The organism is Streptomyces sp. NPDC001270 (genome assembly GCF_042896695.1).
In the GTDB taxonomy this organism is placed as follows: Bacteria; Actinomycetota; Actinomycetes; order Streptomycetales; family Streptomycetaceae; genus Streptomyces.
Map to the genome: position 1 here is coordinate 57,137 of NZ_JBIAXM010000019.1, position 21,452 is coordinate 78,588.

The following is a 21,452-nucleotide window of genomic DNA, read 5'->3' on the forward strand; positions in this document are numbered from 1 at the left end:
TAATTGCGCAGGGAAACGTCCTCCAGGAGGTCGATGGTGGAGCAGTCCGCCGACGTCTATATATCCGGACCGGACGAAGCACCCGTTTCCTCGGGTACCGCCGAGAGCCCGGCCCAGACGGAAACCGAGAGAAAATTCGCCGAAGTCCTGGCCGATCTGGTGAAAGCGGAAAGCGTCCCGGTCGACAGTCATTTCTTCAACGACCTCGGCGCCAATTCGTTGGTCATGGCCCAATTCTGCGCGCGAATCAGAAAGCGCACGGACCTGCCATCCGCGTCCATGAAGGACATCTACCGCAGCCCGACCGTCCGGAGCCTGGCGGCGGCGCTGGCGCAGACCGCTTCCGCCCCGGCCGCGCCGGCCCTCCAGCCCGCCCCGGCGCCGGCCACACCGGCGACGGCGATGCCGAAGGGCAAGGCGAACCATGTCCTGTGCGGCAGCTTGCAACTGCTCATCTTCCTGGCCTACTCGTTCGCCGCCGGACTCGTCACCGCCCGGGGCTTCGAGTGGGTCGCCGCCGCCTCCGGCTTCACCGAAACCTATCTGCGGTCGCTGATCTTCGGCAGCATCGGCTTCACGGCCCTCTGCGTGTTCCCGGTCGTCGCCAAGTGGCTGCTGGTGGGCCGCTGGAAGCCCCAGGAATTCCCGGTGTGGAGCCTTGCCTATCTGCGCTTCTGGTTCGTCAAGGTACTGCTGCACGCCAACCCGATGATCCTGTTCATCGGCAATCCGCTGTACGTGCTCTACCTGCGGGCCCTTGGCGCCCGCATAGGCAAGGGCGTCACGATCCTCTCGCACGCCGTCCCGGTCTGCACCGACCTGCTGACGATCGGCGACGGCGTGGTGATCCGCAAGGACTCCTACTTCCTCTGCTACCGCGCGCACGCCGGACGCATCCAGACCGGCCGGGTCACCTTCGGCCGGGACGCGTTCGTCGGTGAGAAGGCCGTGCTGGACATCGACACGGAGATGGGCGACGGGACCCAGCTCGGCCACGCGTCCGCCCTGTACCGGGGCCAGCGGATCCCGGACGGCGAACGCTGGCACGGCTCCCCGGCACAGCCCACGCAGACCGATTACCTGCGGGTGCCCCCGGCCCGGTGCGGTCGCCTGCGCCGGATCTGGTTCGGGCTCGGTGCCCTGCTCCAGCTGTACTTCCTCTACCTGCCGCTCGGCCTGGGCGGTACGTACATCCTGTTCACCAACGTCCCGGAGATCGGGACCCGGCTGAAGTCCGGCGCCGCCGGACTCTCCTCGGCGGCGCTGCTCTCCGACGCGCTGGTGCTGTCCCTCCTCCTCTTCTTCGGCTTCACCGCGGTCGGCCTCGTGGTGCTGTTCATGGTGCCGCGGCTGCTGAGCCTCGCCGTCCGGCCCGGCCGGGTCTACCCGCTCTACGGATTCCACTACGTGGTGCACCGCGCGGTGGCCCGGATGACCAACATCAAGTTCTTCGCCTGGCTGTTCGGCGACAGCTCCTACGTCGTGTACTACCTCCGCGGGCTCGGATACCACCTGAACAAGGTGGACCAGACCGGCTCGAACTTCGGCTCGGAGTTCCAGCACGAGACGCCGTTCCTCGTCTCCATCGGCAGCGGGACCATGGTGGCCGACGGGCTGTCCGTTCTGAACGCGGAGTACTCCAGCACGTCCTTCCGGGTGTCGCAGGCGACGATCGGCCCGCGCAACTTCCTCGGCAACAACATCGCCTATCCCGCGGGCGGCAGGACGGGAGACAACTGCCTGCTCGCGACGAAGGTGATGGTGCCCCTCGACGGCGAGATCCGTGAGGGCGTCGGGCTCCTCGGCTCGCCGTGCTTCGAGATCCCCCGGTCGGTGGAGCGCGACTCACGCTTCGACGACCTGAGGACCGGCGAGACCAAACGACGCCGGCTCGCGGCGAAGAACCGGCACAACCTCGGCACGATGGTCCTGATGCTGGGCGTCCGCTGGCTGCACTCGTTCGTGCTCACGATCATCGGCCTGGCCGCCGTCGAGCTGTACGGCGTCATCGGACACGTGGTGATCGCCGGATACCTGGCCCTCTCGCTCGCCGTCACCACGCTCCACTACGTCCTGGCGGAGCGCATCATCACGCGGTTCCGCCCGTTGCAGCCCAAGTTGTGCTCCATCTACGACCCGTACTTCTGGTGGCACGAACGCCTGTGGAAGGTGCCGGACCAGTACCTCGAAATCTTCAACGGAACGCCCTTCAAGTCTCTGGTGTGGCGGATGCTCGGCGTACGCATGGGCCGGGCGGTCTTCGACGACGGCTGCTTCATCACGGAGCGGACGCTCGCCGCCATCGGCGACGGATGCACCCTGAACCAGGGGTCCAAGATCCAGTGCCATTCGCAGGAGGACGGCACGTTCAAGTCCGACCGCACGGCACTCGGCGCCGGCTGCACGGTGGGCGTCTCCGCCCATGTGCACTACGGCGTGACCATGGGCGACGGCGCGCTGCTGGCGCCCGACTCCTTCCTCATGAAGGGCGAGGAAGTCCCCGCCCACGCGCAGTGGGGCGGGAACCCCGCCGCCGACCTGCCCGCCGCCCCCGAGCTGACCTCGGGCGCCGGCGCGCCGGCGGCGGTGGTCCGGACAACGGCGACACCGTCCGTCAACGGCTCGGCAGCGTCGGTGAGTTGAGGAAGGTCAGGCGATGGGAGCGCAGGTGGAATCGGACCGGGAGTACTGGAGCCGTGTGCTGAGCGCCGGCGGCTGCACAGCGGTGCCGCGGTGGGTCGGCGAGCCCGTGCCGGGCGTGGCCGCGCACGAGACGGCGGTGCCGGACGACCTGGCGGCACGGGTGCACGAGCTCGCACGGGAGCTGGGGGTGCCGCTGAGCGCGGTACTGCTGGCCGCGCACGCCAAGGTGCTGGCCGCGCTCTCCGCCGAGCAGGAAGTGGTCACGGGCTATGTCGCCGGGGCAGGCAGCAGGCCGCTGCCGTGCCGGCTGACCGTCACGCCCGAGACCTGGCGCGCCCTGGTGTCCGCCGCGCACCGCGTCGAGTCCGAACTGCTCGCGCACCGGGACTTCCCGGTCGACGGGCTGTGGCGGGAGCTGCGGGTGGCGGGGCCGTCGTACGAGGTCGTGTTCGACCCGGCCGGGTCCGAGGGCGGGCTGATGGACGCCGCCGTCCTGGGAGTCGGCTGGTCTGAGCGGAGCGGGCGGCTGGCCCTGCGGCTGCGCTACCGCACCCAGGTGCTCGACGCCGGATACGTGGCCCGGATCGGCGGCTACCACCTGACCGCACTGCGGCTGATGGCGGCCGGCCCGGACGCCGAACACGCCGGGCAGAGCCTGGTGTCGGCCGACGAGGTGCACGAGCAGCTCGAACGACTGGCCGGACCCGAGCGGGCGCTGCCGCAGGCGAGGGCGCACGAGCTGTTCGAGCAGCGGGCGCGCGAGCACCCGGACGTGGTCGCCGCGGTGAAGGGCGGCCGGTCGTGGACGTACGGCGAGCTGAACGCCCGCGCGAACCGCCTGGCACGGGCCCTCCTCGCCCGCGGACCAGGACACGAGGGCGTCGTCGCCGTGGTCACCGAACGCAACCTCGACTGGCTCGCCTCGGTCCTCGCGGTGTTCAAGGCCGGCTGCGTCTACCTGCCGATCGAACCGCACTTCCCCGCCGGACGCATCCTGGCAACGTTGTCGCGTGCCGGATGCCGTCTGGTGCTGACCGAGTCCGGCAGCACCACCACCCTCGACGAGGCCCTGACCGGCCTGCCGGACGTGGAGAAACTGCTGATCGAGGCGGCCTACGCGGAAGGGCACGCCGACGGCGACGTCGGGGTGCCGGTCTCGGCCGGGCAACTGGCCTACATCTACTTCACCTCCGGCTCCACGGGTGAGCCGAAAGGCGCGATGTGCGAGCACGCGGGCATGCTCAACCACCTCTACGCCAAGATCGACGACCTGGGCATCACCCAGGGGCGCGTGGTGGCGCAGACGGCCCCGCAGTGCTTCGACATCTCGCTGTGGCAGCTGGTGTCCGCCCTGCTGGTGGGCGGCCGGACGCTGCTGGTCGGCCAGGACACCGTGGTGGACGTGGAACGGTTCGTCGACACCCTCGTCGAGGGCCGGGTCGGCGTGGTGCAGGTCGTGCCCTCCTACCTGGAGGTCGTGGTCTCCTACCTGGAGCAGCACCCGCGCGAGCTGCCGGACCTGCGCTGCGTTTCGGTGACCGGCGAGGCGCTGAAACGCGAACTGGTCCAGCGCTGGTTCGCCGGCCAGCCGCGCATCAAACTCGTCAACGCCTACGGCCTCACCGAGACGTCGGACGACACCAACCACGAGGTCATGGACAAGGTGCCCGAGCGGGTGCTGCTCGGCCGCGCCGTCAACAACGTACGGGTCCACGTCGTCGACGAACGGCTGTCCCTGGTGCCTCTCGGCGCCCCCGGCCTGATCGCGTTCTCCGGGGTCTGCGTGGGCCGGGGCTACGTCAACGACCCCGAGCGGACCGCCGAGGCGTACCGCGAGGACCCCTACCGGCCGGGCGAGCGGCTCTACCTGGCGGGGGACTGGGGCCGCTGGCACCCCGGCGGAAAGCTGGAGTTCCTCGGCCGCCGGGACAGCCAGGTCAAGATCCGCGGCTTCCGCATCGAGATCGGCGAGATCGAGAACACCCTGCTCGGGGTGGACGGAGTACGGGACGGCGCGGTCGTCGTCGCCGAACGGGCCGGCGGCAGCAAGCACCTGATCGCCTTCCACAGCGGCCGGCGGCTGCCCGCGGACGAGCTGCGCGAGGAACTGGCCGCCGTACTGCCCGACTACATGGTCCCCTCGGCCTTCCACTGGCAGGACGCCCTCCCGCTGACCGCCAACGGCAAGATCGACAAGAAGGCCCTGAAGGCGCTGGCCGAACAGACGGCCGCGCCCGCCGAGCAGGACACCGCCGCGGAGCCCGACCGCGCCCCGCGCACCCCCGCCGAGCGGAAGCTGGCGGCCGCCTGGGCGGAGCTGCTGGGCGTCCCCGAGCCACAGATCGGCCGCCGGGACCACTTCTTCGACTCCGGTGGCACCTCGCTGTCGGCCGTGAAGCTCACCATCGCCCTGGACCGCGCGGTCTCCCTCAAGGACATCACCCGCAACCCGGTGCTCGCCGACCTCGCCGCGCTGCTCGACGGCGGCACCCGCGACCGCACCGACCTGCTCCAGCCGCTGGCGGAGGCGGGCGGCGCCCCGGAATGCACCCTGGTCTGCTTCCCCTACGCGGGCGGCAACGCCGTCAACTACCAGCCGATGGCCGGCGCGCTGGCGGGCGGCGGCACTGCGGTCCACGCCGTGGAACTGCCCGGCCACGACCTCGCCGCCCACGACGAGCCGTTCGCGCCGCTCGCCCGGGTGGCCCAGCGGGCCGCCGACGAGATCACCGCGCGCGGGCCCACCCGGGTCATGCTGTGGGGCCACTCCGCGGGCGCGGCCGCGGCGATGGCGACGGCCCGACTGCTGGAGGAACGCGGCGTGGACGTCGCCCGGGTGTTCCTCGGCGCTCAGCTGCCCGGCACCGCCGCCGAACGGCGTGCCGCCGCCCGAGAGCTGACGGACCTGAGCGACGCCGAGATCGTCAAGCGGCTGACCGCGGACAGCGGCTACCCCGAACTCGCCGAGCTGAACGCCCGGCACGCCGCACGCGTGGCCGCCGCCTACCGCCACGACTGCGTGAGCGCGCACCACTACTTCGCCGACGCCCTGGAGACCCCGCCGGAGCGCAAGCTGGCCGCACCGGTGACCGTGGTCATGGCCGCCGACGACCCGAACACGGCCGGCGAACCCGACCGACACCGCGCCTGGCAGCTGCTGGCCGAACAGGTGGAGTTGCACGAACTCCCCGACGGCGGCCACCACTTCCTGCGAACCCGGCCGGCCGAAGCGGCTCGGGCCGTCCTCGGTGCCACCGCACCACTGGCCTCTTCCTGAGCCCCCACCGCCCCCACCGGGGCAAGCGAAAGGAAACCGAGATGTCGTCCTCACCCCTGGCACCACCGCTCGACGTGGAGCTGGCGCCGGACAGCCCTCCGCTCCTGCGCGTCAACACCCCCGCCGACCCGTCGAGCTGGGCGGCCGAGTACCGCGACGCGCTGCGCGCGCAGGTCACCGAACACGGTGCGCTGCTGGTCCGCGGCCTGGGTCCGCGCACGCCTGACCAGGTCGGCGCCGTCTTCACGGGCCTGGCCGGCGGCCTGATGACCGAGCGGGAGGCATTTGCTCCCCGGGAGACGTACAGCCCGGGGCTGTACTCCTCCTCGACCTGGCCGGCCAACCAGCCGATGTGCATGCACCACGAACTGAGCTACTCGCTGGAGGTCCCCGGCCTGATGCTGTTCGCGTGCCTGATCCCGGCCGGTGAGGGCGGGGCGACCGCGGTGGCCGACGCCGAACAGGTCCTGCGGGCGCTGCCCGAGGAACTCAGCGAGCGTTTCGAACGCGAGGGCTGGCTGCTCACCCGCAGCTACAACGACGAGATCGGGGCGTCCCTCGCGGAGTCCTTCGGCACCGACGACCGCGCCGCCGTCGAACGCTACTGCCGCGCCCATGCCATCGACTTCACCTGGCAGCCGGACGGCTCCCTGCACACCCGGCAGCTGCGCAGCGCCGTGGTGCGCCACCCGGTCACCGGACGGCGCTGCTGGTTCAACCAGATCGCCTTCCTCAACGAATGGACGCTCGCGCCCGAGGTGCGCGAGTACCTGGTGGAGGAGTACGGCGCCGACGGGCTGCCGTTCAACACCCGGTACGGCGACGGCTCCGCCATCGGCGAGGACGTCGTGCAACAGCTCAACAGCACCTACGAGAAGCTGACCCGGCGCGAGCCCTGGCAGGCCGGCGACGTGCTGCTCGTGGACAACATACGCACCGCGCACAGCAGGGAGCCGTACACCGGAGAACGCCAGGTGCTGGTCGCCATGGCCGAGCCCCGGCGGCTGACCGACTGCGTCCCGACCCCGGAAGCGAGCAGGCGATGACGAACCTCCTGTCCCCCGACGCGCGGCGGGCCACCGCCGGGGCGGCGCACGTTCCGGGCTTCGCGGTGATCTCCGGAGCCGAGGTGCAGCAGGCCCTCGCCGGGCGCGAGAAGGAGATCGTGGAACTGGTCGAGCAGACCTACCGGCTGCACGGCGCCGGGGACACGGTCAACCCGCCGTCGTACTTCCTGCGTTTCCCGGACCGGCCCTCCTCGCGCATCATCGCGCTGCCGGCCTCGGTCGGCGGACCGGGCCAGGTGGACGGCCTGAAGTGGATCTCCAGCTTCCCGGAGAACGTGGCGTCGGGGCTGCCCCGGGCCTCCGCGGTCCTCATCCTCAACGACCACGACACCGGGTACCCGTTCGCCTGCCTGGAAAGCTCCATCATCAGTGCGACCAGGACCGCGGCGTCGGCCGCGCTGGCGGCCGACCGGCTCAGCCGGGGCCGGTCCCGGCCCACCCGCATCGGGTTCTTCGGCACCGGACTGATCGCCCGCTACATCCACACCTTCCTCGCGGGCACCGGCTGGACCTTCGAGTCGGTGGGCGTGCACGATCTGTCCACCGACAGCGCCGCCGGGTTCTGCGGCTACCTGAAGCAGTCCGGCGCCACCGGGGAGATCACCGTCCACGAGCGTCCCGAGGAGCTGATCCGCTCCAGCGACCTGGTGGTCTTCGCCACCGTGGCCGGCACCCCGCACATCACCGACCAGGGCCTGTTCGCACACCACCCGCTGGTCCTGCACGTGTCGCTGCGCGACCTCGCCCCCGAGGTCCTGCTCGGCGCGGCGAACTTCGTCGACGACGTCGACCACTGCCTGAAGGCCGACACGTCCCCGCACCTGGCCGAACAGCTCACCGGAAACCGCGACTTCCTGAACGGCACCCTCGACGACGTCATGTGCAAGCGGGTCCTCCCGCCGGCCGACCGCACGGTGATCTTCTCGCCGTTCGGCCTGGGCGTCCTCGACCTCGCCGTCGGCAAGTTCGTCTACGACCAGGCAACCAAGGCGGGTCACCTCCGCCTCATCGACGACTTCTTCCACGACCTGCGCCGGTACGGCTGACGCCCTTCCCCTCAGCCCTGGCACCAGGAGGTCAACCGTGCCCGTCATATCCGCTCCCCACGCCTTCAACGAAGGCCAGCTCTACGTCGATCTGCAGCCGACCCTCGGGCGTTCCCTCTACCTGAAGTGTGAGGGCTTCAACTTCGCGGGCTCGATCAAGTTGAAGGCCGCGGTGGAGATGGTGGAGGCCGCCGAGCGTGACGGCATCCTGATGCAGGACTCAACGCTGGTCGAGTCCTCGTCGGGAAACCTCGGCGTGGCCCTCAGCATCATCGCCGCCAGCAAGGGTTACCGGTTCCTGTGCGTGACGGACTCCCGATGCAACCTCTCCACCCGGCTCCTGATGGAGGCGCTGGGCAGCGAGGTGCACGTCATCGCGGACACCGACGCCAACGGCGGTTTCCTCGGCGCGCGGATCGACTACGTCCGTGCGCTGTGCGCCTCCGACGACCGCTACGTGTGGCTCAGCCAGTACACCAACCCGGGCAACTGGCGGGCGCACTACCACCGTACGGCGCCGGAGATCGCCTGTCAGTTCCCACGGCTCGACGTGCTGTTCGTCGGCGCGGGCACCACCGGAACCCTGATGGGCTGCGCCCGTTACTTCCGGCACTGGCACCGGCCCGTGCGGATCGTCGCCGTGGACAGCGCGGGCTCGGTGGCCTTCGGCGGCAAGCCCGGCCGCCGGATGATCCCCGGCCTGGGCATGAGCATGCGCCCGCCGCTGCTCGACGAGTCCCTGGTGGACGAGGTCATCTGGGTCGAGGAGGCGGACACCATCCGCACCTGCCACCAACTGGCCCGACGGGGCTTCCTGTTCGGCGGCTCCACCGGCACGGTGGTCAGCGGCGCGTCGGACTGGCTGGACGAGCACGGGACGCCCGGCCTCACCGCGGTCGCCATCGCCCCGGACCTCGGCGAGCGCTACCTGGACACCATCTACCAGACCAACTGGCTCCAGGACCTCTACGGAGACCAGATCCTCGATCCCGAGCAGGTGGCCGCGGGTCCGCAGCGGCCCAAGCCGCTGCCGCCCACCTCGGAGCGCCGGCAGCGGCCCTGACGGGTGCCGGACCGATACCGCGCCGGACCCCGGCCCGGCAACGCGGCCGGTCCTTCCTGTCCGACACATGTGTGGCGCGCACCGGCCCCGGTGCGCGCCACACGTCGTCGCGGTGTCCGAACGGCGCGGAACCCCCGCTCGACGGAGTTCCTACTTGATGCGGACCACCTGCGGGTCGTGGTCGCTGGTCTGGTCGGCGAACTCGGCGTTGATGTGGACGACCTCGTAGTCCGGCCGCTTGACGGCCGGCGAGACCAGGATGTGGTCCAGGGTCTGCGAGTTGCCGTCGTATACGTAGCTGTACCGCTCGTCGGCGGGCAGCGTGTTGATGAGGTCCGTGAGGACCCCGCCGGAGGTCAGCGTCGCCAGCGGCTTGGAGAACTGGTAGTCGTTCAGGTCGCCCAGCACGACGACCTTGGCCTTGCTGTCCTTGGCGAGGATGCTGCGGACGAAGGTGTTGACCTCCTGGGCCTGGGCGGTGCGCTGGGTCTCGGAGCCGAGGACCGGCGGCTGGACGGCGCCGTGCACCGGCTGGTCGCCGCCCTTGGAGTTGAAGTGGTTGCCGACCACGAAGACCTGCTCACCGCGGAAGACGAACTCGCCGACCAGCGGCTTGCGGCTGCTCTTCCAGGCGCTGGAGGCGGGGTCGATCCGGCCCGGCGACGCGGAGAGCTTCACGCCCTTCTTGCCGTCGCTGACGGCCTGGACACCGGTGGTGGAGTCGCCGCCCGGCCGGTCTACGAAGCTGACGCGCGCCGGGTTGAACAGGAAGACGTTGCGGATGTTGCCGCCCGGCTCACCGCCGTCCTGGTCGTTGACCGGGTCGATGGAGCGCCAGGCGTACGTCGGGCCGCCGGCCTTCTCGATGGCCGCGATGAACTGGGCCATCGTCTTGCCGGCCGAGACCGTGCCGTCGTCCTTGGCGCCGTTGTCGTCCTGGATCTCCTCCAGGCTCACGATGTCCGGGGCGGCCAGGTTCTTGACGACGCCGTCGGCGAGCCGGTCGAACTTGCTCTGCGGGTCCGTCGGGTCGAGGTTCTCCACGTTGTACGTGGCGACCGACAGCTCGTTCGACTTGCCCTTCTTCGCCACGTCCGGCTTGATGCCGCCGCTCTTGACGGTGCCGACCTGCGTCGCCTGGATGCTGTAGCCGCCGTAGGTGCCGTAGTCCACGGGGCCCGCGGTCGTGCCGGTCAGCGTGTCGCCGACGTCGGCGTGCAGCGGGTCGCCGGTGAGCGGGGCGACCAGCAGGCGGCCCGAGTTGGGCTCGTCGTAGCCCTGGTAGATGGTGCCGCCGCGCGGAGTCGGGTTCTCCTTGGGCTTCGTGGTGATCCACGTCTCGTTGTACGCGTTGGAGGCGCCGACCACGCGGGAGTCGCCGATCTGCACCAGCATGCCCTCACGGGACTCCAGCCAGTCCAGCGCGTACTTGGCGGGCGCGAGCTGCTCCGGCTCGATGGTGCCGCCGGGGACCTCGGGCGCGTAGGTCTCGGGGATGGTGCCCGCGTCGACGACCTCCGCCGCCGGCAGCTTGTTGCCGGCGGAGAGCACGACCGCGCTCGGGCCGGTCAGTTCGGTCACGGACTGGGCGCCGCTGCTCTGGCCGCCGGGGTAGTACTCGCTCACCTTGCCGGACACCAGCACCGAGTCGCCGACCTTGACGAGCGGGGTGGCGGAGCCGGTGAAGACGAAGATGCCCTCGCTGGTGGCGGGGTTCTGGTCCGGCTCGGGGTCCTGGATCCAGTAGCCCTTCGAACCGGTGGAGCGCACGCCGGTCACCACGCCGGGCACGTTGGTGACGGACTTGCCGTTCTGCGGGGAGATCCGGGTGGTGCCCTGGATGTCGTGGATGCGCAGGCCACCCGGGGTGGTGTCGGTGGGCGACGGGGTGGGCGTCGGGTCGCCGCTGCCGCCGTCACCGGCGGAGTTGCGGGGGCTCGGCGTCCCGCCGGTGAAGTCCACCGAGTTGTCGTCCGTGTCGGTGAGCGCGGCACCGCGCGCCACGGAGGTGGTGTTGCCCGCGCCGGTGGCGGGGCTGCCCTCGCGGACCACCGCGGTGCCGAAGCCGGCCAGGTCCTTCACGGTGGTGTCGGCCGCGCAGTCGGCGGCGGTCAGGCAGGTGAGCGCGGTGGTCGAGTGGACCAGCGCGACCGTGCCGCTCGTCGCCGACATGGCGATGGTGCCAGTGGCGTCCGGGGTGGGCAGGGCGGTGTCGCCCGCCGTTCCCTTCGCCTCCTGGACCAGGTAGCTGCCGCCCGCGGGGACGGCCCCCGTCAGGGGGGTGACCTGCCATTTGGTGCTTGAGGTGGGCGAGCCGCTCAGATACTGCACGGACCAGCCGCTCAGGTCGAACGGCGCGGAACCGGCGTTGCCCAGCTCGATGAAGTCGTTGGTGAGGGAGGCACCGGAGTTGCCGCCGCCGCCGTAGACCTCGGAGATGACGGCGTCCGGCGACGGCGCCGCCTGGGCGGTGAGGGGGAGGGCGAGCAGCGATCCGGCGATGCCGAGAGGAAGGGCGATGAGGCCGGCCTTGGCGCCTCTGCCGCGCAGGCTCAACGGTATGTGTGCAGACACGTGGGCTCTTTCGTGCAGGAATCGGAAAGGTCGCGACTGAACCGTGGGAGGTGGCAGACGGGTTGTGAACCGGCAGAAAAGATACGCGCGTAGATAGGGCGTAACAAGACACTGTCGGGCTCAAGTACCAAGCGTTTCCTGAACCGTTCGCCGGAAGTAACCTCGGTGCCCTCTTCTTTGCCTCCAGGACCCGTTCGTGCCGGAACGGGGCGTTCGGACCGCGGACGGACGGGGTGCGCCGCGGGGTGTCGGAGGACGGACGGGGCGGGCCGGGGCGTCAGGTGGCGTGGACCGGAGCCGGAGCGGTTGCCCGCGCGACCGGTCCGCCCGCCGCGGGACCGGTCTCGGCGGTCCGCCACTGGCGGTCGCGGACGGTCCATGGCCCCCACCGCCGGCCGTCCATGATCCCCGATCGTCCGGCCCTCGGCCTCGGGCCTCGAAGACCTGGCCGACAACACACGTGCCGACCACCGGCAAGGTGCGCACCGCCGGCCGGCGGTCCGGGGTGCGGGCCGCCTCCGGCCTGCCGGCCGGAGGCGGCGGGCGGCTGCCCGACAGGACCGTCGCCCGCGTCCGTGAGCGCCGTCGGTCCTCGCGTGCCGGTGGGCTCGGGTCCCGGGGCTCCGCGGGCCGGCACCGGCCCGGCCCGGCCCGCGGGCCGGTATCCGGGATCCGGGACGATCGGCGGCCCGGATCCCCGGGGCCGTGCGGACGACGGGCGGTCGGTCGCGGGCGGCCCGGACGACGGGCGCTCACCGACGCCGGGCGGTGGAGCGGAGCCCTCCTCCTGCCGCCCCGGCCCTCGGAGGTGCCTTGGGCCCGCCACGGCGACGCACCTGTGCGTGCGCTTCTCCGCCCCGCGCGGCAGCCGCCCCGTTCCCGCCCTGACCAGGTGAAACGGCCCCGGGCGTGCCCGCCGGACGCCGCGCCCGGTGACCGGCGCCGCAGACGTATTCGGAAAGGCGAGGCATTGTAGAGGTGTGATCGTGCTCGCCGTCGCCTGTGCCGTAGTGGGGGCCGCCAGCAACGCCGTGGGAACGGCGTTCCAGCGCAAGGCCGCCTCCGCGGTGTCGCGGGGCGGCGGGCTCGGCCTGATGATCGCTCTCGTACGCCGCCCCGCCTGGTCGATCGGCATCGCCGGTGTCGCGGGTGCCGCGATCTTCCAGGCCCTGGCCCTGATCAACGGGCCCATGGCCCTGGTCCAGCCGCTGTTCATCCTGGAACTGCCGTTCGCCCTGCTCGTCGCGGCCCGGCTGATGCACCGCCGGCTGTCCGCCGCGGGGTGGTGGGCCGTGTCCGGCATGGTCGGCGGGCTCGCCCTCGTCCTGGCCGCCGCGGCGCCCTCGGGCGCACGCGACCAGGCGTCCATGGTGCGCTGGCTGCCCGTGCTGGCCCTGACCCTGGGCGCCATTACCGCCGCCGTCGTGCTCGCCCGGTCGACGCGTTCCTCCCTGTGCCGCGCGGCGACGCTCGCCCTGGCCGCCGCGATCGGCAACGCCCTGACCGCCGCCCTGATGAAATCGGCCACCGGGGTGCTGGCCCACGCCGGGTTCCCCGCCTTCCTGCGGACCTGGCAGACCTACGGCTTCGCGCTGGCCGGTATCGGCGCGCTGCTGCTGCTGGAGAACTCCCTCCAGGCGGGCGCACTGATCGCCTCGCAGCCCGCGCTCACCATCGGCGACGCGTCCATGAGCCTGTTCCTCGGAGTGGCGCTGTTCGGCGAGGACGTCCGTACCGGCTGGTGGCTGCTGCCGGAGCTGGCGGGGGCCCTGCTGATCCTGTGGGGCGTGCTGAGGCTCACCCGGGTCGTGCCCCACCTCATCGACCCCAACCAGTGAGAGCCGCACGGGCGGAGCCATGGCCCGGCGCCGTCCCCGGGCGTGGTCAGCGGGTGCCGGTGCGGCGCTGCGCGGGAGGCAGCAGCAGCACCTCCAGCGCCCGCGCGCAGGCACGGGCCTGATCGAGGAACCACTCCGTGGTCTCGGCGGTGATCAGGTCCGGCGTGCCGCGGACCGCGAGGGCGAAGCGTGCCGCGTCCGTGCGGTCCAGGACCGGCACGGCCAGGGTGCGGACGCCCTGGGCGGACTCGCCGTCGTTGACCGCGTGCTCCCGGTCGCGCACCCGTGCCAGCTCCGCCGTCAGGAGGTCGGGCCGGACGATGGTGCGGTCGGTGAACGCGCGCAGCGGCGGCAGTGACTCGGCGCCGCCCTCGCCGGGCCGCGGCCAGGCCAGCAGTACTTTGCCGAGCGCCGTCGAATGCAGCGGCCGGCGCAGTCCCACCTTCGGGGTGACCGACCCGCCCGCCACGATGACCGCGTACGGTCCGCTGCGCAGCGCCAGGTCCGCGGTCGCCCCGGTGCGCTGGGCCAGGTCGGCCAGCTCGGGCGAGGCCAGATGGAGCCCGCGCTGGTGGTACGACAGCCGGCCCAGTTCGGTGACGGCGGGCCCCAGCCGGTAGCGCGCGGTGCGCGGGTCCTGCTCCAGGAAACCGGCGCCCAGCAGCGTGCGGGCCAGCCGGTGGGCCGTGGACGTCGACAGACGCAGCCGCCGGGCGATCTCGGAGGCGCTCAGGTCGGGGGCGTTGTCGTGGAAGCAGTGCAGGATGTCCAGCGCGCGTCGCACCGCCTGCGCGCCCGCGACGGGGGTCTGGGTCACCGCACGTCCTCTCCCGGGCGCCAGGGGCGCCCGACAGCTCCGACCCTGCCACATCGCGGCAACCTCAAAGCACGGCCATGACCTGCTGAAACAGTCTGTTCATGCTCGTTCCCACATGGTGGCAAGCGGCTTGCCCGGTGGCTTTCGGCCGTGTCAGGCTGCGGGCACCGCGCCGGTCAGGTCCGGCGGACGACCTCGAAGGGAGCCGAGCGATGCACGCCACCACCGCTCCGCCCGCCTTCACCACGCGCCGCCACATCGACCTGGAGCGCGTCTCCAGCGCGGTCTGTCGCTGACCAGCCGCACCACCGCCCCGGGCTACGCGGAACCCGCCGCGAGAGCGGGGACCTGCCACCGCGCCCGCCCCGCCCGGTCCGCCTGCGCCTGATCCGTCCGTCCGCGGCCGTCCCGCCCGGTCCCCGTCCGCGCGACCGGCCCGTCCGCCGCCCCCGTGCCCGGCCGACCCGGCCGGGCGTCCCGCCCGCGGTCCCCGGACCGCGCGCCCGCCGCCTCCGCGCCCCCTACGGGGCGCCCGCCCGATCCAGGGAAGAGTCCATGACGCACCCAGCCCTGCCCGAAACCCTGTGGTTCACCCGCTGTCCCGTGCCCACCGCGACCGGCATCGCCGCCGACCGGGAGTGGCTGTCGCGGGAGTTCGCCCCGGACGGCATCACCGTCCGCTCCTTGCAGGAGAGCGCCGCCGACGTGGACGCCGCGGCCCGGCGCACCCACTACACGCACGAACTGCCCGCGCTCTTCCGCGAGGGCGGCAACGTCCCCGCCCTGTGGGCGCGGTCCCGCGGAGAGCCGACCCGGCTGATCGGCCTCACCTGGATCGAGGAGCGGCAGACGGTGCTCGTCGCGCCGGGCTCCGGCATCCGGGGCGCCGCGGCGCTGCGCGGACGGCGCCTGGCCCTGCCCCGGCACTCCCTCCCCATCGACTTCTGGCGCGCCATGGCCCTGCGCGGCTTCGAGGGGGCGCTCGCCTCCGCCGGATACGGCCTGGCCGACGCGGTGCCGACCGACGTACCCGCCGACGGACACCGCGGACAGTGGGCCGCGGAACTGGCCGCGCTCGTCCGCGGCGACGTCGACGCGGTCTACGTCAAGGGAGCCGTCGCCGTCGAGGCGGCCCGGCGGGCCGGGGCGGAGGTCGCCGTCGAACTCGACGAACTGCCCGACCGCACGCACCGGGTGAACAACGGGACACCGCGCCCCATCACCGTCCACCAGAGCCTCCTGGACGATCACCCCGACCTCGTCGACCGGTTCCTCACGGTCCTGCTGCGGGCCGCCGACTGGGCCGCCGGGCAGCCCGCGGAGGTCGCCCGCATCCTCGGCGCCGAGACCGGCGCGGGCGCGGACGGAGTGCACGGCGCCTACCGGCCCGGCACCCACCGCACCCTGCATCCGGATCTGTCGGACGACCGGCTCGCGCTCCTCGCCCGGCAGGAGGCGGCCCTGGGCGCCCACGGCTTCCTGCCCGCACTCGTCGACGTACGGGCCTGGGCCGACCCCGAACCGCTGCGCCGTGCCCGGCTGCGCCTCGCCGAGGCATCGCCGACCCCCTCCGCCCCCGCCTCCACCGACACGTAGGACCCGCCATGCGCTTCGCCCGTACCGTTCCCGCCGCCCTGGCCGCCGTCACCGCGCTCACCCTCCTCACCGGCTGCGGCACCTCGCAGGCCGGCACCACCGACGGCGCCGACACGTCCGTCACCGTCCGCATCCCCGATCCCGGCAACTCCGGGGTGCTCGCCCTGGGCAAGAAGGACGGCTCGCTCGCCAAGGCGCTGGCCAAGGTCGGCGCCAAGGTCGCCTGGACCGGCAGCGCGGGCCCCTTCGCGCCCGCCGCGCAGGCCATGAACGCCGGCAAACTGGACATCGCCATCGGTTCCATCACCTCCGGCATCACCTCCCTGCAGCAGAACCCCGGATTCAAGTTCTTCACCGCCACCGCCCCCGACCCGGTGGGCGAGGGCATCCTCGTCAAGAACGGCTCCGGCATCGACCGCGTGCAGGACCTCGTCGGCAAGAAGGTCGCCGTCAACCAGGGCGGCACCGGCGAGTACCTGCTGCTGAAGGCACTCGACCAGGCGGGCGTACCGGCGGACCGGGTCGAGCGCGTCTACCTCCGGGCCGACCAGACCGCGGCCGTCTTCAACGCGGGCCAGGTGGACGCCTGGGCGTCGTGGGCCACGTACTCCGTCGCCGAGGTCGGCGGCGGCAAGACGCACTTCCTCACCGACGGGCAGCGGATCGGCTCCGACAACTACAGCCTCACCGCCGTCCGCACGGGATTCGCCGATCAGCACCCCGACGTCGTCAAGGCCCTCTACACCTACCTCCACGACGGCAGCGTCAAGGAGAAGCAGGACCCGGCGGCGTACCTGAACGTCACCACCGACGCGGGCCCCCAGGCGCTCACCGGTGCGGCGAAGCAGGTCCAGATCGACTACACCGGCAAGGGCGGCACCGTCGAGCCCGTCACCGACGCGGACGTCAGGCGCTTCCAGGAGGTCGCGCGTTTCTACGCCGACCAGAAGGTCACCCCGACCGAGGTCGATGTCACCCCGTACGTGATCGACGTGACGAAGCTGTCATGACGGCCGCCGACGACACGCTCACTTCCCGGGCTGCCGCGCGGCCGGCGGGCGGGGGCCTGGTGACGCCGCGGGCCGTCGTCCGCCGCCCCCGCCCGCGCGCCCTCACCCTGACGGTCCGGGCGCTCGGACCGGTGGCCCTGCTCCTGCTGTGGTGGATCGCCTCCGCCACCGGGGTGCTCACCCCGGATGTGCTGGCCTCGCCCGCCGACGTGCTGCGCGCCGTCGGCGAGCTGTGGGGCAACGGCCAGTTGCCCGACGCGCTCACCACCTCGCTCACCCGCGCCGGCGCCGGCCTGCTCATCGGGATCACCGCCGGCTTGATCCTGGGTGTCGTGACCGGGTTCACCCGGCTGGGCGACGAACTCCTGGACTCCTCGCTCCAGACGCTGCGCGCCGTCCCGTTCCTCTCCCTCGTTCCGCTGTTCATGGTCTGGTTCGGGATCACCGAGATCGCGAAGATCGTACTGATCGCCGTCGCCACCACCTTCCCCATGTACGTCTCCACCTCCAGCGGGGTGCGGGCCACCGACCCCAGGCTGTTGGAGGCGATGCGCAGCTTCGGGATGGGCCGCTTCGCGATCGTGCGGGAGGTCGTCCTGCCCGGCGCGCTGCCCTCGCTGCTCGCCGGGCTCAGGCTGTCCATGACCCTCAGCGTGATCGCCCTGATCGCCGCGGAGGAGATCAACTCGACGGCCGGCATCGGCTACCTGATGGCACAGGCGCAGAGCTACGCCCGGACCGACGTCCTCGCGGTCTGCATCCTCGTCTACGGCCTGTTCGGCCTGTTCGCCGACGCCCTGGTGCGGCTGCTGGAGCGCCTGCTGATGCCGTGGAAGGGGGCACGCCGATGACCACCGCCGTCGAGGTCAGGGACCTGCGCCGGGTGTTCGGGGAGCGAGCCGTGCTCGACGGGCTCGATCTGACCGTCCGGCGGGGGGAGTTCGTGGCCCTGCTGGGCGCGAGCGGCAGCGGCAAGACCACCCTGCTGCGCATCCTCGGCGGCCTGGACGGCACCGACGCGGGCGAGGTCCTGGTGCCGCGGGCGCGCACCATCGTCTTCCAGGAGCCGCGGCTCGTCCCGTCCAAGCGGGTCCTGGCCAACGTGACCGTGGCCCTGCCGCGCACCGAGACCGGACGCGGCCGCCGCGCGCTCGCCGAGGTCGGCCTGGCCGGGCACGCCCGGGCCTGGCCCGCCACCCTCTCCGGCGGCGAGGCGCAGCGCGTCGCCCTCGCCCGCGCCCTGGTGCGGGAACCGGAACTGCTGCTGCTCGACGAGCCGTTCGCCGCGCTCGACGCACTGACCCGGCTGCGCATGCAGGACCTGGTCGGCGAGCTGTGCCGCGCCCACCGCCCGGCCGTCCTGCTCGTCACCCACGACGTGGACGAGGCCGTACGGCTCGCCGACCGCGTCTGCGTCCTGCGCGCGGGGCGGCTCGTCACGGACGAGCCCGTCACCGCCGCCCGGCCCCGCGACCTCGGCGACCCGGCCTGCCTCGCCCTGCGTCGCCGCCTGCTGACCGACCTCGGCGTCCAGCCGACCGGGACTGCCGTCAACTCCACTGCCACAGGAGCGATCTGAATGTCCATCACCATCGGTGTCCACAACAGCAACCCCACCCTCTACTACCTGTCCCGCCTCGACCACGCCGCCGAGGAACTCGCCGCGGTGGGCGAGAGCGTCGCCTTCCACGCCTACACCGACGGCGTGCGCACCGGGCAACTCCTCACCGAGGGACTGATCGACTTCGGCGGCACGGGATCCACCCCGCCGGTCACCGCGCAGGCAGCCGGGCACGACATCGTCTACGCCGCCGTGTCCGCCCCACGCCCGGACCACGGCGCCCTGCTGGTGGCCGCGGACAGCCCCGCGCGCACCGTCGCCGACCTCAAGGGCACCACCGTGCACCTGGCGATCGGGTCCTGGCAGACCCACCTGGTCGCCAAGGCTCTGGACGACGCGGGACTGTCGTACGCCACCGACATCACCGCCGAGCGGGGCGGCCCGGACAGCGAGCGGCTGCTGCGGTCCGGCGCGCTCGGCGCCTGGGTCGCCCAGGGACCGCAGCTGGCCGCCGCGCTGCGCACCGGCGGTGTCCGGGTCCTGGTGCGCACCGGTGACGTCATCACCGACCGGTCGGTGTTCTTCACCCGCCGGGAGGTGGCCGAGCGGCGGCCCGAGGTCGTCGCCGCCCTGCTGCGGGCGCTGCGCCGCGCGGACGCCTGGGCCGCCGCCCACCCACGCGAGGCCGCCGCCATCGCCGCCGACCACCAGGGCGGCGGCGTCGACGACTGGGAGACCGCGCTGCGCGCCCTGCCCTGGCACATCGAGGACGTGAGCGAGGACTTCCTCGCCGAGCAGCAGCAGGCGGCCGACGTCTTCGTCCGCACCGGATTCATCGAACGCCCCGTGACGGTCGCCGACGCCGTTGCGCGGCGCGCCTGACAGGGAGGAGCCGGCCATGGCATCCGAAATCCTCTGGTACATCATTCCGCGCGAGGGCGCCTACCCCTGGGAGCCCGCCGGGCGCCGCCCGGTCGACCTGGGCTACCTCCAGCAGCTCGCGGGCACCGTCGAACGCCTCGGCTTCAGCGGCGCGCTGCTCGCCACCGACCTGTACGACGTGTGGCCGCTCGGCAGCGCGCTGGCCGCCGCCACCAGCACCCGCTTCCAGCCGCTGCTCGCCGTCCACCCCGGTCTGATCTCGCCGACCCTGCTGGCCAAGATGGCGCTCACCTTCGACACCCTCTTCGGCGGCCGGCTGCGCTTCAACGTCGTCAACGGCTCGACGCGGACGCTGCGCGAGTACGGCCTCACCGTCGACCACGACGAGCGCTACGCGCTGAGCGCCGAGTACTGGTCGATCGTGAAACGGCTCACCGCCGGTGAGGTCTTCGACCACCAGGGACGCTTCTACGACCTCAAGGACGCGGGCGCCTCCTTCGGCGATCTGCGGCCGGTGCAGTCGCCGCACGTCCCGCTGTGGTTCGGCGGTTCGTCGGAGCCGGGCATCGAGATGGCGGCCGAGCACGTGGACGTCTATCTGACCTGGGGCGAGCCGCCGCACCTGCTCAAGGAGAAGCTGGACCGGGTCCGGGAGCGGGCGGCGGCGTACGGGCGGACGCTGCGCATCGGACTGCGGCTGCACCTGATCGTCCGGGACACCGAGGACGAGGCATGGGCCGCGGCCGACCGGCTGCTCGACGTCACCAGCGAGGCGACCTACGCCCGGCAGCTCGGCGGCCGGGCCGGGGAGGACGGCGTCGGCTGGCAGCGCCAGTTCCGCCAGCACGGGGGCCGGGTGCCCGCCCGGGCCCGGGAACTGGAGACGCATCCGAACCTCTGGCCGGGCATGAGCCTGTTCCGGCCGGGCCCCGGCACCGCCGTGGTCGGCTCGGCCGCCCAGGTCGTGGAGCGGCTGAAGGAGTACGAGGACCTGGGCGTCGACACCTTCATCCTGTCGGGCAACCCGCTGCTGGAGGAGGCCCACCGGGTCGCGGAGACGGTGCTGCCCGCGCTGCGGGCGCGCGGGTAGCGGACCGCCGCCGTGGACGGGTGAGCCGATCCCCGGCCTGGACGGGCGGGGGGACGGTTGGCCGGGGCCGGTGGGAGGCTGCCGTCTCAACATGTGTCAGCGGCATTTGACATTAGATCCTCTTATGACAGATAAAGGGCATGCTTTGGCCACCCATTCGCGCAGCGTGACGTCCGCGGTGTGCGGCCGCCGTCCGTGCTACCCGAGTGAGTGCCACCGTGTCCCTTGCCACACCCGACCAGCCCGACACCGATGCCGTCGCGCGGTGGGACGCCTGGCGCGCCGAGCGTCGCCGGGCCCTCACCGCGCCGACCGGGAACCTCGCACTCGTCGAGACCCGCTGGCTCCCGTCCGGTGAGCACCCCGACGCGGAGCGGGCCCGGGCGGGCCGGCCGGACACCGTGACGGTGACCACACTCCAGCGGACCGACCTCGTCACCGGCGAGCCCGAGCACGGCCTGCGCTTCTGGGACGCCGACTCACCGGCCGTCCGCCACTTCGACCGGGTCGACGCCTTCCCGTACGACCCCGCCTGGGTGCTGCACGCCGTCTACACCCCCGTGCCCGGTGCCCGGCGGGTGCCCTTCGAGCACATCCGGGACAACGGCGGCACCCGTGACCTCGTCGTCCCCGGCGACATCACCCTCACCGTCGACGGCCGCGAGTACACCCTCAGCGCCTTCGACGACGACGGCACCCTGCTGCTCGTCTTCGGCGACCCCACCAACGGGGACACGACCTACGGCGCCGGCCGTTTCCTGTTCGTGCAGCGGACGGCGGACGACCACCGTGTCCTGCTCGACTTCAACCGCGCCTTCGTGCCGCCCTGCGGATTCTCCGATCAGTACAACTGTCCGATGCCGCCGCGGCAGAACCGCTTCCACCTGCCCGTCGAGGCCGGTGAGCAGCGCCCCGTCTTCCGCGACGGCTTCCCCGCACAGCACTGACCCGCAACCCGCCCGCATCGCAGTCCGAAGGCCCACACACC

At 72.3% G+C, this 21,452-nt stretch carries 16 protein-coding genes; 14 read left to right on the plus strand and 2 right to left on the minus strand.

Going from position 1 to position 21,452, the window contains the following annotated elements; translation table 11 throughout:
• The first annotated feature begins 33 nt into the window (after nucleotides 1-33).
• Genes ACFY2B_RS28840 through sbnA form a run of 5 tightly spaced genes read left to right on the plus strand, consistent with a single transcriptional unit; the run spans nucleotide 34 to nucleotide 9,096 of the window.
• The gene (locus ACFY2B_RS28840; protein WP_390765982.1) at nucleotides 34-2,643 is read left to right on the plus strand and encodes a Pls/PosA family non-ribosomal peptide synthetase; all 2,610 of its coding nucleotides are present in this window, start codon (nucleotides 34-36) and stop codon (nucleotides 2,641-2,643) included.
• 13 nt (nucleotides 2,644-2,656) lie between these two features.
• The gene (locus tag ACFY2B_RS28845; protein WP_390765983.1) at nucleotides 2,657-5,920 is read left to right on the plus strand and encodes an amino acid adenylation domain-containing protein; all 3,264 of its coding nucleotides are present in this window, start codon (nucleotides 2,657-2,659) and stop codon (nucleotides 5,918-5,920) included.
• 41 nt (nucleotides 5,921-5,961) lie between these two features.
• Nucleotides 5,962-6,966 (plus strand): TauD/TfdA family dioxygenase, encoded by a 1,005-nt coding sequence (locus ACFY2B_RS28850; protein WP_390765984.1) that lies wholly within the window; start codon nucleotides 5,962-5,964, stop codon nucleotides 6,964-6,966.
• The gene (sbnB, locus tag ACFY2B_RS28855) at nucleotides 6,963-8,033 is read left to right on the plus strand and encodes a 2,3-diaminopropionate biosynthesis protein SbnB (RefSeq protein ID WP_390765985.1); all 1,071 of its coding nucleotides are present in this window, start codon (nucleotides 6,963-6,965) and stop codon (nucleotides 8,031-8,033) included. Before ACFY2B_RS28850 ends, sbnB begins: the two co-directional genes overlap by 4 nt.
• Before the next feature lie 37 nt (nucleotides 8,034-8,070).
• Entirely contained in the window at nucleotides 8,071-9,096 is a 1,026-nt protein-coding gene (gene sbnA / locus ACFY2B_RS28860) for a 2,3-diaminopropionate biosynthesis protein SbnA (RefSeq protein WP_390765986.1), read from the plus strand.
• A gap of 150 nt (nucleotides 9,097-9,246) precedes the next feature.
• On the opposite strand, the gene ACFY2B_RS28865 is transcribed toward sbnA, so the two are convergent.
• Nucleotides 9,247-11,670 carry a lamin tail domain-containing protein gene (locus tag ACFY2B_RS28865; RefSeq protein ID WP_390765987.1) on the minus strand — a complete coding sequence of 808 codons (2,424 nt, stop codon included), beginning with the start codon at nucleotides 11,668-11,670 and terminating at the stop codon, nucleotides 9,247-9,249.
• A gap of 980 nt (nucleotides 11,671-12,650) precedes the next feature.
• On the opposite strand from ACFY2B_RS28865, the gene ACFY2B_RS28870 reads away from it, so the two are divergent.
• Complete coding sequence (locus ACFY2B_RS28870; protein ID WP_390765988.1) at nucleotides 12,651-13,508, plus strand: DMT family transporter; 858 nt, start codon at nucleotides 12,651-12,653, stop codon at nucleotides 13,506-13,508.
• Nucleotides 13,509-13,554: 46 nt separating this feature from the next.
• Here the strand turns inward: ACFY2B_RS28870 and ACFY2B_RS28875 are convergent, their stop codons facing one another.
• Nucleotides 13,555-14,379, minus strand: coding sequence for an IclR family transcriptional regulator (locus ACFY2B_RS28875; RefSeq protein WP_390765989.1), 825 nt, complete (start codon nucleotides 14,377-14,379; stop codon nucleotides 13,555-13,557).
• 158 nt (nucleotides 14,380-14,537) lie between these two features.
• On the opposite strand from ACFY2B_RS28875, the gene ACFY2B_RS28880 reads away from it, so the two are divergent.
• The 8 genes from ACFY2B_RS28880 to ACFY2B_RS28915 all read left to right on the plus strand — a co-directional run bounded on the left by ACFY2B_RS28880 (nucleotide 14,538) and on the right by ACFY2B_RS28915 (nucleotide 21,411).
• Entirely contained in the window at nucleotides 14,538-14,621 is an 84-nt protein-coding gene (locus tag ACFY2B_RS28880) for a putative leader peptide (protein WP_390766071.1), read from the plus strand.
• Nucleotides 14,622-14,880: 259 nt separating this feature from the next.
• On the plus strand, nucleotides 14,881-15,921 hold the full coding sequence (locus tag ACFY2B_RS28885; RefSeq protein ID WP_390765990.1) for an ABC transporter substrate-binding protein: 1,041 nt from the start codon (nucleotides 14,881-14,883) through the stop codon (nucleotides 15,919-15,921).
• 8 nt (nucleotides 15,922-15,929) lie between these two features.
• On the plus strand, nucleotides 15,930-16,931 hold the full coding sequence (locus ACFY2B_RS28890) for an NrtA/SsuA/CpmA family ABC transporter substrate-binding protein (RefSeq protein WP_390765991.1): 1,002 nt from the start codon (nucleotides 15,930-15,932) through the stop codon (nucleotides 16,929-16,931).
• Nucleotides 16,928-17,782 carry an ABC transporter permease gene (locus tag ACFY2B_RS28895; RefSeq protein WP_390765992.1) on the plus strand — a complete coding sequence of 285 codons (855 nt, stop codon included), beginning with the start codon at nucleotides 16,928-16,930 and terminating at the stop codon, nucleotides 17,780-17,782. The genes ACFY2B_RS28890 and ACFY2B_RS28895 overlap by 4 nt, the downstream gene beginning before the upstream one ends.
• Nucleotides 17,779-18,510: an ABC transporter ATP-binding protein gene (locus ACFY2B_RS28900; RefSeq protein WP_390765993.1), complete on the plus strand. Its 732-nt coding sequence runs from the start codon at nucleotides 17,779-17,781 to the stop codon at nucleotides 18,508-18,510. Before ACFY2B_RS28895 ends, ACFY2B_RS28900 begins: the two co-directional genes overlap by 4 nt.
• Nucleotides 18,511-19,374, plus strand: coding sequence for an ABC transporter substrate-binding protein (locus tag ACFY2B_RS28905; protein ID WP_390765994.1), 864 nt, complete (start codon nucleotides 18,511-18,513; stop codon nucleotides 19,372-19,374).
• 16 nt (nucleotides 19,375-19,390) lie between these two features.
• Complete coding sequence (locus ACFY2B_RS28910; RefSeq protein WP_390765995.1) at nucleotides 19,391-20,464, plus strand: LLM class flavin-dependent oxidoreductase; 1,074 nt, start codon at nucleotides 19,391-19,393, stop codon at nucleotides 20,462-20,464.
• 218 nt (nucleotides 20,465-20,682) lie between these two features.
• Nucleotides 20,683-21,411: a DUF1684 domain-containing protein gene (locus tag ACFY2B_RS28915; RefSeq protein WP_390765996.1), complete on the plus strand. Its 729-nt coding sequence runs from the start codon at nucleotides 20,683-20,685 to the stop codon at nucleotides 21,409-21,411.
• Nucleotides 21,412-21,452: the final 41 nt, after the last annotated feature.

Bases quoted from the DNA above. Each gene is read 5' to 3' on its own strand.
- ACFY2B_RS28840 (WP_390765982.1), top strand. From the start codon at position 34: ATGGTGGAGCAGTCCGCCGACGTCTATATATCCGGACCGGACGAAGCA.
- ACFY2B_RS28845 (WP_390765983.1), top strand. From the start codon at position 2,657: ATGGGAGCGCAGGTGGAATCGGACCGGGAGTACTGGAGCCGTGTGCTG.
- ACFY2B_RS28850 (WP_390765984.1), top strand. From the start codon at position 5,962: ATGTCGTCCTCACCCCTGGCACCACCGCTCGACGTGGAGCTGGCGCCG.
- sbnB (WP_390765985.1), top strand. From the start codon at position 6,963: ATGACGAACCTCCTGTCCCCCGACGCGCGGCGGGCCACCGCCGGGGCG.
- ACFY2B_RS28875 (WP_390765989.1), bottom strand. From the start codon at position 14,379: ATGTGGCAGGGTCGGAGCTGTCGGGCGCCCCTGGCGCCCGGGAGAGGA.
- ACFY2B_RS28880 (WP_390766071.1), top strand. From the start codon at position 14,538: ATGCACGCCACCACCGCTCCGCCCGCCTTCACCACGCGCCGCCACATC.
- ACFY2B_RS28885 (WP_390765990.1), top strand. From the start codon at position 14,881: ATGACGCACCCAGCCCTGCCCGAAACCCTGTGGTTCACCCGCTGTCCC.
- ACFY2B_RS28890 (WP_390765991.1), top strand. From the start codon at position 15,930: ATGCGCTTCGCCCGTACCGTTCCCGCCGCCCTGGCCGCCGTCACCGCG.
- ACFY2B_RS28895 (WP_390765992.1), top strand. From the start codon at position 16,928: ATGACGGCCGCCGACGACACGCTCACTTCCCGGGCTGCCGCGCGGCCG.
- ACFY2B_RS28900 (WP_390765993.1), top strand. From the start codon at position 17,779: ATGACCACCGCCGTCGAGGTCAGGGACCTGCGCCGGGTGTTCGGGGAG.
- ACFY2B_RS28905 (WP_390765994.1), top strand. From the start codon at position 18,511: ATGTCCATCACCATCGGTGTCCACAACAGCAACCCCACCCTCTACTAC.
- ACFY2B_RS28910 (WP_390765995.1), top strand. From the start codon at position 19,391: ATGGCATCCGAAATCCTCTGGTACATCATTCCGCGCGAGGGCGCCTAC.